Below are 11228 nucleotides of genomic sequence, written 5' to 3'. Positions count from 1 at the left end.
CGATTGCTGCGTGCTCCCGCATGCGGCGCCATCCTGTCGCCGCGCACATCGCCCACCAAGGAGCACGTGATGACTACCAAGCCACACTCCCATCAGGACGACCCGCAGGCGGCGGACCGCAAGCCCGTGCCGGAATCGGAACGCACGCTGGCGGGGCGCCCCGCGGACCCCAACCGTACCGGCGCCGGCCAACAAGTGCCGCCCGGCATGCACCCCGATGACGTCTGGGACCCGGGCAACTCCACGCCGGACGCGCCGCCGGTAGACAACCGGTCGGGCACCTCAAGGAGCAAATAATGAAAGCTGTTGTATTTCACGGCATCGGCGACATCCGTCTGGACACCGTCCCCGACCCCGTCTTGCAGGAAGACAACGACGCCATCGTGCGCCTGACCGCCAGCGCCATCTGCGGCACCGACCTGCACTTTATTCGCGGCACCATGGAATCCATGAAGCCCGGCACCATCCTCGGCCATGAAGGCGTGGGCGTGGTCGAGCAACTGGGGCCCGGCGTGCGCAACCTGAACGTGGGCGACCGCGTGGTGATTCCGTCCACCATCGCCTGCGGCTATTGCTCGTACTGCCGCGCCGGCTATTACGCGCAGTGCGACGTGGCCAACCCCAACGGGCGCGATGCCGGCACCTCGTTTTATGGCGGCCCGCAGTCCACCGGCCCGTTCAACGGCTTGCAGGCCGAGCTGGCGCGCGTGCCGTTTGCCAACGTCAACCTGGTCAAGGTGCCGGACGGCGTCAGCGACGAGCAGGCGCTGATGCTGTCGGACATTTTCCCCACCGGATATTTCGGCGCCGACCTGGCCGACATCAAGCCCGGCCACACCGTGGCGGTGTTCGGCTGCGGGCCGGTGGGGCAGTTTGCCATCGCGTCGGCCAAGCTCATGCACGCCGGCCGGATCTTTGCCGTGGACACCGTGCCCGACCGGTTGGCCATGGCGCGCGCCCAGGGCGCCGAGGTCATCGATTTCAATGCGGAAGACCCCGTGGCGTGCATCAAGGGCTTGACGGGCGGCATTGGCGTGGACTGCGCCATCGATGCCGTGGGCGTGGATGCGGTGCATGCGCACGATGGCCCGGCGGGCAACGCCGATACCAACGCGTCAATGGAAGAAGAGGCGCGCAAGGGTGCGCCCCATGCCAAGCCGGACGGCGAGAACTGGCGGCCGGGCAACGCGCCGTCGCAAGCGTTGCAATGGGCGGTGCAGGCGCTGGCCAAGGCCGGCACGCTGTCGATCATCGGCGTATATCCGCCCAATGACCGCACGTTTCCGATCGGCGAGGCCATGAACAAGAACCTGACCTTGCGCATGGGCAACTGCAATCACCGCAAATACGTGCCGATGCTGATGGAGCTGGTGCGCACAGGCGCGGTGGACCCGGCGGCCATCCTGACGCGACAAGAGCCGTTGACGCAGGCGGTGGATGCGTTCAAGGCATTCGACACCCGCCAGCCCGGCTGGCTGAAGGTTCAGTTGGAGCCGGCGGCGTAATGGGTGCGGCTGGGTGCGGCTTTGGCGGCCGGACGGGCAGGTGGGGTCGGCCCCGTGCTTGCTGCTCGGGCAGGGCGCCGGCTTGAGCTGACGCGCAGGCCGGCGCCTTGGCCTTACTTTCGATTCGGCCGGGCCGGGTCGACCGGACGTCCGTAGACGTCTTTGCCTTCCTCGGCCTGTGAGCCGCCGGCCGGATAGCCCGAATTGGTATTCGGGTCGCGATTGACCTCGCCTTGCGGAGGCCCGTCGGCCACGGGTTGGCCGGTGGCGCCCTTTTCGGCGGGGTCCACGTGCGGCGAGGGCGGCGGGTTGGGGGCGGGCGCGGGTTTGGAATCGGTCATGGTTCCTCCTGGCAGGGTGCGGGTTGCGTGCCTTGCGGGATGCGCGGCGTCGGCACCGGTTCAGCAACTGCCATTCCTGAAGGAGACGGTATGTTCACTCACATCCAAATCGGCGCGCGCGATTGGCCGCGGCTGGTGGACTTCTATGACGCCGTGTTGGCGCCGCTGGGTTTGGCGCGGCGCAACGCCATCGACAACGCAGGGCCGGAAGGCGTGATCTGGGGCGTGGGCTCGGCGCGCTGGCCGACGTTTGTGATCGCGCCCCCGTTCAACGGCTTGCCCGCCACCTGGGGCAATGGCTGCCAGGTCAGTTTCGAGGCGCCGTCCGAAGACGTGGTGCGCCAGTGCTGGACCGCAGCGCTGGCGCACGGCGCGGTGGACGAAGGCGCGCCCGGCTTGCGCAGCCGGTACGCGCCCGACTTCTACGCCGCCTACTGCCGCGACCCCGAGGGCAACAAGCTGGCCTTCGTATGCGCCAGCCGACACGAAAAGTCGACCGCGGGCCCATCGGAACGTCCTTCGGCAAACCCTTCAGCAAGCCCTTCAGCGAGCCCTTCGGCAAGCCCTCCGGCAAGCCCGCCCCCGGCCCCGCAAAGCAGCGGCCCCGCAGCCCCGCCCGCTGGCACGGCGCCGGCGGCCCCGGCCACCCCCGCGCCCGATCCCGGCGAGGACTTGTCCGCGATCCCCTGATTGGAAGCCGCGCCCAGGCGGCGGCCAAGGGCGCGTTCAATCGGGCGCAGTTCGGCCAGCAATGCCACCACCAGAGCCACCGCGCCCACCGCGAACAGCATGCGGTGTTGGCCTCCGGTGGCGCTGAATACGGCCGAGTAGGCGTATCCCGCCACCGCCTGAAAGGTGGCGAAGCTGACGGTGGCGCGGCTCCATGCGCGGTTCTGCGCCACGGGGTCGTGCGGAATCAGGTCGTGAATGCGCGCCAGCGCCAGCGGCACGATGCCCGGGGGGAAGGTGCCCACCATGAACGCGGCGGCCGCCAGCAACGCGCCGCCGTGCGCCAGGGTCAACGCGGCCATGGCAACGGCCTGCATCGCCAACACCAGGCGCAAAGCGCTGCGCGGACCCAGCCTGTCGCCCAGCCAGCCGTACAGCGGCGGCCCCATCATCGCGCCCACCCCGTACAGAATCCAGTAATACGCACCGGCGTGCGGATCGCCGGTCAGGCCGCGTTGGACAAAGTCCACCAGAAACACCATCGGCGCCACCAGCGCTACGGCCATCAGACCGTATTGGCCGAACAACAACACAACTCCGGCGCGCGGGTCGGAAGCGTTCGCATGGGCTGACGCGGGTGCGGATGAGTCGCGGGGCGTGCCCCTGCCGGACGTGCCCGCGCCGCTCGTTCCAGCGCCGGTCGTTCCAGCGCCGGTCGTCCCAACGTCGGTCGTCCCAGCGCCCCTCGTCCCAACGCTGCTCGTCCCGGCGCCGGCGCTGACCGAGGCCAACGCCGACGGCGACGGTGCCGCCGGCGATACGGGCACGGTCACGCCATGAGCCGGCCACGCGCTCCATGTCAACAAGGTCAGCACCGCCGAGATCGCGGCCAGCCCCAGCCATGCGGCTTGCAGCCCGAAGCCCAGCAGCCACGGCACGACCGTGCCCGAGCCCGCGATGCCCACGCCGATACCCAGGAATATCGCGCCGCCCGCCAGCCCCCGGCGTTCGCGCGGCACGTGCGGCAGCACGGTGGCGGCGGCCAGCACCATGATGGCGCCGCCCGCGATGCCCGACATCAGGCGCCAGCCGAAGAACCAGCCCAGCGCTTGGCGGTAGGCACAAGCCAGAAACGCCAGCGTCACCAGCGCCATCATGGCGCGCAGTACCTGGGTGTTGGAAAAACGCCGCGCCAAAGGCTGACCGATCAGTGCGCCGACCAGGTAACCGGTCAGGTTCGCGGCGCTTAGAAACACCACGCTGGACGACGAAAACCAGTGCGCCTGGATCAGCGCGGGCACCAGGGGCGCATAGGCAAAACGGGCCAGCCCGATGCTGGCCAGACTGGCGGCAAACCCGGCCAGCACGTAGCGCCAGGGGGCGCCGGCGGAGCCTGGCAGGGCAGGGGTGGATGGGCGTGACATGGTGGGACCTCTACGTTTTCAGCACGACCCAATCGGGTCGATATGCCAAAAAGTATAGGAACGCCAGGTGCTGGAATCACGCAGCAATTTGCAATGGCGATGATGCAAAAACGCAGCGGTTTGTAGGCGGCGTGCGCAGGGTGCGGCATCGATCCCCCAGCCGCATTGCGCACCGCGCTATTCGAACTGCGCCACGACCGTATCGATGAACGCGCGCACGCGTGCCGTGTGGCGCAGGTCCTGGTGGGTGACCAGCCAGACGGCAAAGCCACCTTCCCGCTCGCGGTCGGACCATAGCCGTGTCAGGCCCCCGCGTTCGCCCATCGGCACCGGCAATTCACCGATGCCCACGCCGCTAGCGATCAGCGTGCGCAGCATCAGGCTGGAATTGGCCGTAGCCACGATGCGGCCCGCTTGCGCCGGTTCGCCCACGATGGTCGGCGGCCGTCCGCCTTCCAGGTAGGGCTGGTAATACACCAGATCGTGTCCCTTGAAGCCGCCATGCTCGGTGGGCGCGCCGTGTCGTTCCAGATAGCCTGTCGAGGCATACAGGCCCACCGGCCACAGCGCCAGTTGGCGCGCGATCAGGTCCGGGTTGTCGGGCTTCATGTTGCGGATGGCGATGTCGGCCTCGCGCCGCGCCAGGTTGGCCATCTGCGTGGCCACGCTCAGTCGCACCCGCACGTCGGGGTGGCGCGCGTGCAAGTCGGCGATGGCCGGAATAACGAATTCCATCGCCAGCGAATCGGTGGTGGCCACCTTCACTTCGCCTTCCAGCCGCCCGTCCGTGCCCTGGGCCTGGCGCACCAGGTCATTGGCGAACTGCTCCATGCGTTCGGCAGCGTGCAGCACCGCGCTGCCGGCCGTCGTCAGCGTGTAGCCGGTTGAGCTGCGCAGAAACAGGGTGGCGCCCAGGTTGTGTTCCAGCACGCCGATCCGCCGTCCTATCGTGGCTTGGTCCACGCCCGCCACACGCGCCGCGCGGCGCAGCGTTCCTTCGCGTTGCAGCGCAAGAAATATTCTTGCATCGTCCCAATTCATGGTGTCGTCCCGGCGCTCAGGCCGGGGGCAGGTGGCACACGGCTTCCAGGTTGTGGCCGTCGGGCGCCCGCACGAAGGCGGCGTAGTAATTGGGGTGGTAGTGGGGGCGCAGGCCCGGGGCGCCATTGTCGGTGGCGCCTGCCGCCATGGCGGCCTGGTAGAACGCGTCCACCTCGGCGCGGTTGGCGGCGGTGATGGCGATGTGCAGCGGCGGCGACACCGCCTGGGTGCCGTACAGCCACATTGAGGGCTTGCCCGCGCGGCCCAGGCCCACGCTGTCGGGCCCTTGCATGGCAAGGCCAACCCCCAGGGGAGCCAGCGCTTGCAGGAAGAATGCGCGACTGCGTTCCATGTCGCTGACGCCGAATCCGATGTGATCGAACATGCTGGCCTTAATCAATTGAATGCGGCGGCCGATGGCCGCCGGGTATGGCGTTTGCTTCGCACGGCTCTTGTCGGCCACACAGAGGCGAAACCCATGCTACAGGACGAACTACTTGCAAAGATGATCGTAAAGACTGCACCGTGTCGTCGTTTTGACGACTGGGCCGAGGTGCTGACGGAATTCGCCAGCTGTCTGGTGCAGATCAGCCCGCGCCTGAGCCCGGAGGAGTGCGACAGGCTGATCAATATTGGCGCCTCGTTCTATCGCACCCTAGCCCGTGCGGAGGACTACCGGCGCACTTCGATCCATGGCGACTAGCTGATGCGCGCGGTCGCGCGCCGGGGTCGGGCGGCTGCGCATCTGCATGCGCCACCCGGCTTCCCAGGCGCGCACCTTTTCACGCCACAGGGAGATCGACTCGCCCGTGTGGCCGGGCATTTCAACAGCGCGATAGTACGGGCAGTCCCATAAGGTCAAGCCCTGCCGGGCGGCGTTCGCGCCGAGCTTCTGGATGTCATCGCGATGCATTGCTGAACCCTCCAAAAGTATGAAGAACGGACCGCCAGTATCGTGCGGTTCGGGGGGGCTTTGCAATAGTGTTGCGGTACCAGATGAGGGGAGTTGGATTGTTCCCGGGGCAAGGCGCATTGTTGCCCCGCGGGCAACATCGTGGTCCCTGGTGCAGGCCTACTGCCTTGGTGTGGGCAGGCCTACGATTTGGGCGTCGTTCAAGCATCCCGCGCCCCCCGCGACACCGCGCGGCGCGCTTACCCAAATCCAACCTCCCGGGAGCCACCATGAGTCAACGCCTTAACGCTTTTGCGCAATCGCCCGCGCTGTTCAAGAAGTTTGTCGAATTCGGCATGTTGTTGAAGTCGGGGTCGATCGAGCCGTCCATCCTGGGCCTGATCGAGATCCGCGCGTCCCAGATCAACGGCTGCGGCTTCTGCCTGGACATGCACGTGAAAGAGGCCAAGATCCGTGGCGAAGGCGAATTGCGCCTGCACCATGTTGCGATCTGGCGCGAGTCCACGGAATTTTCACCGCGCGAACGGGCCTGCCTGGCATGGACCGAAGCACTGACGACGTTGGGCGCGCATGGCGTGCCGGACGACATCTACGAGCGCGTACGCGGCGAATTGTCCGAAAAAGAAATCAGCGACCTCAGCTTCGCCATCATGGCCATCAACGGGTGGAACCGGCTGAACGTGGGCTTTCGCACCGTGCCGGGCTCGGCCGACAAGGCCTATGGCCTGGACAAAGCCAACTTCAGCTAAGGAAAGCGCCATGAAAATCCTGGTCATCGGCGGAACCGGCCTGATCGGCTCAAAGCTTGTGAAGCGGCTTGTCGAACGCGGCCACGAGGCCATCGCCGCCTCGCCCGCCACCGGCGTGAACACCGTCACGGGCGTGGGCCTGGATAGCGCGCTGGTGGGCGTGGACACCGTGGTCGACGTGGCCAATTCGCCCTCGTTTGAAGACGACGCCGTGCTGGAATTCTTCCGGGCGTCGGGGCGCAACCTGCTGGCCGCCGAAGCGCGCGCCGGGGTGCGGCACCACGTGGCACTGTCGGTGGTGGGCACGCATCGCCTGGCCGAAAGCGGCTATTTTCGCGGCAAGATCGCGCAGGAAGCGCTGATCGAGGCGGGCGGTATTCCCTACACCATCGTCCACAGCACGCAGTTCTTTGAATTCCTGGGCGGCATCGTGCAGGCGGGCGCGCAGGGCAACGACGTGCGGCTCTCGCCCGCCTTTGTGCAGCCGATTGCGTCCGACGACGTGGCCCTGGCCATGGCGGACGCCACGCTGGCCCCGCCGGTGAACGGCATCGTGGAAATCGCCGGGCCTGAGCAGGTGCGGCTGTCCACACTGGTGCAACGATACCTGGACAAGACCGGCGATACCCGCACGGTGCGCGCCGACCCCGGTGCGCGCTATTTCGGCGCGCTGCTCAATGACGACACCCTGGTGCCGGCGTCCTCGGCGCGCTTGGGTTCGATAGACTTCGACACCTGGTTCAGCCAGTCGGGCGTCAGGAAATAGCGGGGCGGCGCCGGGGGCGGCAGCAAGCCGGAGCCCCGGATGTGCTCGGTCATGTAGTCGATGAACACGCGCATGCGGGCGGGCAGATGCTGGCGGCTTAAAAAGCACAGGTAATGCCCGCGGTCATCGGGCGCGTGCTGCGGCAGGCAGGCCACAAGCGTGCCGGCACGCAGATGGTCGCAAACCTGGTAGGCGGCCATCTGCGCAATGCCGTGGCCGTCCAGCACCGCCTGCAACACCAGGTCGGCGTCGTTGAAGGTCAGCATCGCGGGCGGCGTCACCTTCTGCAAGCGGTCGCCCAGCTTGAATTCCCATTCAAAGATCCGGCCCGACGCCAGTCGGAAGTTCACGCCACGGTGGTCCAGGATGTCGTCCACGCTGGCGGGCAGGCCGTGCGCGGCGGCGTAGCCGGGCGAGGCGCACAGCAGCATCTGCATGGGGATGATTTTTTTTGCGATGACCTGGCTGTCTTCCATGCGGCCATTGCGAAACGACACGTCAACGCCGTCCGCCGCGAAGTCGGTCGGCCCATCGTCCAGCAGCAGGTCCACCGCAATGCCGGGGTTGGCCCGGCAGAACCCGTGCAGCAGGGGCGCGACGACCTTGCGGCCAAAGCCCACGGTGGAACACACGCGCAGGTGGCCCGACGGCGGGCCTTCGCGCAGTTCGCGCATGTCATCCAGCGCTTGCACGATACGCGCCACGCCGGGATGGCACTGGTCGTAAAACTGCCGCCCCTCGGCGGTCAGTGACGTGCTGCGCGTGGTGCGCACGAACAGCCGGGTGCCCAGCTGGTCTTCCAGTTTCTGCACGCTGCGGCTGACGGCCGACCGCCCGATGCCCAGCCGGTCGCCCGCCTTGGCGAAGTTGCCTTCGACGGCCACCGCAATGAATGCCACCACGCCGGCATAGCTGGTGGCAAAGCTGTCGGCCAGGGAATCCGGCCCAAGGGGAGAGGGGGTGATCGATGGGGCAAACAAGGGTGTCGACATGGTGGCGGCGCGGCAAGGGTGGGTCTTATGGCTAAGACGGCGCACGCGGCCATTCTGTGACATTGGATGGGAAAAACTCGGGTTTTCCCTAGGATGGGGCGCCACCCAAAGAGGCATCAAAAAGCGCGTCAAAAGGCGCATCAAAAAGCGCCTCAAGCGCGGGCGCGGATTGCGCCCGGCAGGGGCGGACGGCGCCCGCTGCCCGGCGCGTCCGGCTCAGGGGGGGCGGCTTAGTGAACGGGGATCAAGGCGGGGGCGCCCTTTTTCTTGATCAGCACCACCACGAACTTCGCCGGTTCGGTCTGGCTGGCGTTGCGCCCCACCGTGTGCACATCGTCCGGCCCTTCGAAGAAGGTCTGGCCCGGCGTCAAGGTGACTTCCTTGCCGCCCTTGACCTGCATGATGATGCTGCCTTGCAGGACATAGACGAAGCTGTACGCGTCGTGGCGGTGGATCGGGTCGGCCGCGCCGGGCGGGTAATCGACCGTGATCATCAAGGCGTCTTTGCCGGGAATGTCCGGCAGCGGCTTCGTCATCAGTTCGGTAACGATGGGTTCGGCGGGCGCGGCCTGGGCCGGGGCGTTGCCCAGCAGGGCGCCGGTTGCGACCAGGGCCAGGGGCAGGGCAAGCTTGAACAGTTTCGACATGGGCGTTCCTTGGCGGATGTGACAAGGCCCCATCGTAGAAGTGCCGACCGGCGTGGCGGTAGAGCCGCGCAAGGGATCACCATGTTGCCCGCTGCGCACCATCGCCGCGGCAAAGCCCCATCGCCGCGTACCGCCTTATGCCAACGCTGCTGCGATCCGCGCGAGCTTGTCGGGGTTGCGCTGCACCAGCACGCGCGTCAACCGTTGTCCGTCCGTCTCGTACGACTGCACCGATTCCAGTTGCCCGTCGATGTATCGAAGCAAGGTCCATTGCCCGTTGATCTCTACGACCTCGGCGCGCAGGCCGTCGCCAAAGCGGCGCTTGCCCGCGTAAAACAATTGCGCCAGCCGTTTGCCGCCCACCAGCCGCGCAAACGCGGTGGCCTTGCCACCGCCGTCGCCGATCAGTTCGGCGTCGTCGCTTAATAGCGCATGCAAGCCGTGGAAATCGCTGCGCTGCATGGCGTCGGCAAAGGCCAGCAACAAGCGGTGCAGGGCCGCGCGCGAGACGGTTTCACGCGGCGCGCCCTGGCGCAGTTGCAGCCGGGCGCGCCGTACCAGCTGGCGGCAGGCTGCCTGTGTCTTGCCCAGCGTGTCGGCGATGTCTTCGTAATCGGCATCGAACACGTCGTGCATCAGGAAGGCCGCGCGCGCGTCGGGCGACAGACGTTCCAACATGAACAGAAACGCCACGGACACATCGTCCGCGAATTCGTGGATCTGCTCAGGCGTGGACGGCGCGGCCATCAGCATGGGTTCGGGCAGCCATACGCCCGTGTACTGGGCGCGTTCAAGCTTGGCCGCGCGCAGGCGGTCGATGGACAAACGCGTGGTGGCCGTGACAAGCCAGGCCTCGGCGTTTTCCACCAAGGCGTGGTCGGCGCCGTGCCAGCGCAGCCATGCTTCCTGCACCACGTCCTCGGCCTCAGCCACCGCGCCCAGCATGCGATACGCCAGCGCGAACAGGCGCGGGCGGTGACGCTCGAAAAGTAGCAATGAATCGGTCATGTCGGACGCAAGCGCCAGGTAGAAGTCGGGGCGTGCAGCCGCGTATTTTGCCGCACTTTGCCGGGGCAATGGGTCAGCCGGGCAATGGGTCAGCGCGCAACGGTGTGCAAGCCGGACCACCCGCCAGCGATTGGTGCGCCGTTCGCAACATGGCGCTTCACCGCGCGTGGCTACCGCGCATCCGGGGCCGCGCCTAGGATGGCTACGCTGTCCAGCCACTTAGGAGATTCGTTATGTTTCGCACCGATACCCCCCTGTCCACCTCGCCTTCGCATGCCGGCGTCCAGACCCCCGTGGACCTGGTCCCGTCCCGTTACGCGGTACGCATCGGCGACATCGACGCGATGGTCGTCAGTGACGGCGTACTGCCCCTGCCCACGTCCACGATGGCCACCAACGCCGACCCCGCCGACCTGGCGGACTGGCTGGACCACATGTTCATGCCGCCCGATGCGTTCGACTGGCCGCTGAACGTGATGGTGGCCCGCAGCGGCGAGCAAACCATCTTGATCGACGCGGGCCTGGGCGGGCAGTTTCCCGGCTTCCCGCGTGCCGGGCTGTTTCCGCAGCGGCTCGCTTGCGCGGGCATTGCGCTGGAATCCGTGACGGACGTGATCATCACCCACATGCACATGGACCATGTTGGCGGCCTGCTGGTGGACGATGTGAAAAAGCGTCTGCGCCCGGACGTGCGCATCCACGTGGCGGCTGCCGAGGTCGCGTTCTGGACGTCGCCCGACTTTTCGCAGACGGTGATGCCCAAGCCGGTGCCCGACGTGCTGCGCACCACGGCCACCGCGTTCTATAACGAATACCGCGACCGGCTGCGCCTGTTCGACGACAAGCACCAGGTGGCGCCGGGCGTGACGGTGCGCGTCACCGGTGGCCATACGCCAGGCCACAGCGTGGTCGATCTGGTCTCGGGCGGCGAACGCCTGACCTTTGCGGGCGACGCGATGTTTCCCGTGGGCTTTGACCACCCGGACTGGCACAACGGCTTTGAGCACGACCCCGACGTATCCGCCCAAGTTCGCATCGGGCTGTTCCGCGAGCTTGCGGAAAACCGTGGGCTGCTGGTGGCCGCCCACTTGCCGTTTCCGTCGGTGGGCCGGATTGCGGTGGCGGGCGACGCGTTTCGCTGGGTCCCGGTGATTTGGGATTTCTGATCGCCGC

Annotated in this window: 14 protein-coding genes; 6 read left to right on the top strand and 8 right to left on the bottom strand. The window is 67.1% G+C overall.

The window, feature by feature from the left end:
* Positions 1 to 69 precede the first annotated feature (69 nt).
* The gene (locus tag AC0Z35_RS27755) at positions 70 to 297 is read left to right on the top strand and encodes a hypothetical protein (RefSeq protein WP_143215474.1); all 228 of its coding nucleotides are present in this window, start codon (positions 70 to 72) and stop codon (positions 295 to 297) included.
* A complete protein-coding gene (locus tag AC0Z35_RS27750; RefSeq protein ID WP_219990716.1) occupies positions 297 to 1505 on the top strand; it encodes a zinc-dependent alcohol dehydrogenase in 1209 nt (402 codons plus the stop codon). Before AC0Z35_RS27755 ends, AC0Z35_RS27750 begins: the two co-directional genes overlap by 1 nt.
* Positions 1506 to 1618: 113 nt before the next feature.
* On the opposite strand, the gene AC0Z35_RS27745 is transcribed toward AC0Z35_RS27750, so the two are convergent.
* From AC0Z35_RS27745 to AC0Z35_RS27730, 4 genes are all read right to left on the bottom strand, one after another.
* Positions 1619 to 1846: a hypothetical protein gene (locus AC0Z35_RS27745; RefSeq protein WP_104144142.1), complete on the bottom strand. Its 228-nt coding sequence runs from the start codon at positions 1844 to 1846 to the stop codon at positions 1619 to 1621.
* A gap of 431 nt (positions 1847 to 2277) precedes the next feature.
* Positions 2278 to 3939, bottom strand: coding sequence for a YbfB/YjiJ family MFS transporter (locus AC0Z35_RS27740; protein ID WP_485133075.1), 1662 nt, complete (start codon positions 3937 to 3939; stop codon positions 2278 to 2280).
* Between the two features lie 177 nt (positions 3940 to 4116).
* Positions 4117 to 4980 (bottom strand): LysR family transcriptional regulator, encoded by an 864-nt coding sequence (locus AC0Z35_RS27735; RefSeq protein WP_104144141.1) that lies wholly within the window; start codon positions 4978 to 4980, stop codon positions 4117 to 4119.
* Between the two features lie 16 nt (positions 4981 to 4996).
* Positions 4997 to 5365, bottom strand: coding sequence for a VOC family protein (locus tag AC0Z35_RS27730; protein WP_046804895.1), 369 nt, complete (start codon positions 5363 to 5365; stop codon positions 4997 to 4999).
* Here AC0Z35_RS27730 and AC0Z35_RS27725 point away from each other — a divergent pair.
* A complete protein-coding gene (locus tag AC0Z35_RS27725; protein WP_314361818.1) occupies positions 5354 to 5683 on the top strand; it encodes a hypothetical protein in 330 nt (109 codons plus the stop codon). The two genes, AC0Z35_RS27730 and AC0Z35_RS27725, sit on opposite strands and share 12 nt — an antisense overlap.
* Here AC0Z35_RS27725 and AC0Z35_RS27720 read toward each other — a convergent pair.
* Entirely contained in the window at positions 5636 to 5893 is a 258-nt protein-coding gene (locus AC0Z35_RS27720) for a CrpP-related protein (protein ID WP_104144140.1), read from the bottom strand. The two genes, AC0Z35_RS27725 and AC0Z35_RS27720, sit on opposite strands and share 48 nt — an antisense overlap.
* A gap of 269 nt (positions 5894 to 6162) precedes the next feature.
* On the opposite strand from AC0Z35_RS27720, the gene AC0Z35_RS27715 reads away from it, so the two are divergent.
* Complete coding sequence (locus tag AC0Z35_RS27715; RefSeq protein WP_120156526.1) at positions 6163 to 6642, top strand: carboxymuconolactone decarboxylase family protein; 480 nt, start codon at positions 6163 to 6165, stop codon at positions 6640 to 6642.
* 10 nt (positions 6643 to 6652) lie between these two features.
* Positions 6653 to 7408 (top strand): SDR family oxidoreductase, encoded by a 756-nt coding sequence (locus AC0Z35_RS27710; RefSeq protein WP_485133077.1) that lies wholly within the window; start codon positions 6653 to 6655, stop codon positions 7406 to 7408.
* Here the strand turns inward: AC0Z35_RS27710 and AC0Z35_RS27705 are convergent.
* From AC0Z35_RS27705 to AC0Z35_RS27695, 3 genes are all read right to left on the bottom strand, one after another.
* The gene (locus AC0Z35_RS27705) at positions 7300 to 8400 is read right to left on the bottom strand and encodes a LysR family transcriptional regulator (protein ID WP_082134468.1); all 1101 of its coding nucleotides are present in this window, start codon (positions 8398 to 8400) and stop codon (positions 7300 to 7302) included. The two genes, AC0Z35_RS27710 and AC0Z35_RS27705, sit on opposite strands and share 109 nt — an antisense overlap.
* Before the next feature lie 230 nt (positions 8401 to 8630).
* Positions 8631 to 9047 carry a cupin domain-containing protein gene (locus AC0Z35_RS27700; RefSeq protein WP_046804794.1) on the bottom strand — a complete coding sequence of 139 codons (417 nt, stop codon included), beginning with the start codon at positions 9045 to 9047 and terminating at the stop codon, positions 8631 to 8633.
* Positions 9048 to 9182: 135 nt separating this feature from the next.
* Entirely contained in the window at positions 9183 to 10055 is an 873-nt protein-coding gene (locus AC0Z35_RS27695) for an RNA polymerase sigma-70 factor (protein ID WP_046804795.1), read from the bottom strand.
* Positions 10056 to 10288: 233 nt separating this feature from the next.
* Here AC0Z35_RS27695 and AC0Z35_RS27690 point away from each other — a divergent pair, with 233 nt between their 5' ends.
* Positions 10289 to 11221, top strand: a complete 933-nt coding sequence (locus tag AC0Z35_RS27690; protein WP_104144137.1) for an MBL fold metallo-hydrolase — start codon at positions 10289 to 10291, stop codon at positions 11219 to 11221.
* Positions 11222 to 11228: the final 7 nt, after the last annotated feature.

Source organism: Achromobacter sp. 1L-A-4-B-C2, from assembly GCF_057291955.1.
The sequence above is the reverse complement of the archived record's forward strand: the minus strand, read 5'-3'. Positions and strand labels throughout refer to the sequence as shown.

What these genes read in the sequence shown, in the direction of transcription:
- AC0Z35_RS27755 (WP_143215474.1), top strand. Translation starts at nt 70, where the DNA reads ATGACTACCAAGCCACACTCCCATCAGGACGACCCGCAGGCGGCGGAC.
- AC0Z35_RS27750 (WP_219990716.1), top strand. Translation starts at nt 297, where the DNA reads ATGAAAGCTGTTGTATTTCACGGCATCGGCGACATCCGTCTGGACACC.
- AC0Z35_RS27745 (WP_104144142.1), bottom strand. Translation starts at nt 1,846, where the DNA reads ATGACCGATTCCAAACCCGCGCCCGCCCCCAACCCGCCGCCCTCGCCG.
- AC0Z35_RS27740 (WP_485133075.1), bottom strand. Translation starts at nt 3,939, where the DNA reads ATGTCACGCCCATCCACCCCTGCCCTGCCAGGCTCCGCCGGCGCCCCC.
- AC0Z35_RS27735 (WP_104144141.1), bottom strand. Translation starts at nt 4,980, where the DNA reads ATGAATTGGGACGATGCAAGAATATTTCTTGCGCTGCAACGCGAAGGA.
- AC0Z35_RS27730 (WP_046804895.1), bottom strand. Translation starts at nt 5,365, where the DNA reads ATGTTCGATCACATCGGATTCGGCGTCAGCGACATGGAACGCAGTCGC.
- AC0Z35_RS27720 (WP_104144140.1), bottom strand. Translation starts at nt 5,893, where the DNA reads ATGCATCGCGATGACATCCAGAAGCTCGGCGCGAACGCCGCCCGGCAG.
- AC0Z35_RS27715 (WP_120156526.1), top strand. Translation starts at nt 6,163, where the DNA reads ATGAGTCAACGCCTTAACGCTTTTGCGCAATCGCCCGCGCTGTTCAAG.
- AC0Z35_RS27710 (WP_485133077.1), top strand. Translation starts at nt 6,653, where the DNA reads ATGAAAATCCTGGTCATCGGCGGAACCGGCCTGATCGGCTCAAAGCTT.
- AC0Z35_RS27705 (WP_082134468.1), bottom strand. Translation starts at nt 8,400, where the DNA reads ATGTCGACACCCTTGTTTGCCCCATCGATCACCCCCTCTCCCCTTGGG.
- AC0Z35_RS27700 (WP_046804794.1), bottom strand. Translation starts at nt 9,047, where the DNA reads ATGTCGAAACTGTTCAAGCTTGCCCTGCCCCTGGCCCTGGTCGCAACC.
- AC0Z35_RS27695 (WP_046804795.1), bottom strand. Translation starts at nt 10,055, where the DNA reads ATGACCGATTCATTGCTACTTTTCGAGCGTCACCGCCCGCGCCTGTTC.
- AC0Z35_RS27690 (WP_104144137.1), top strand. Translation starts at nt 10,289, where the DNA reads ATGTTTCGCACCGATACCCCCCTGTCCACCTCGCCTTCGCATGCCGGC.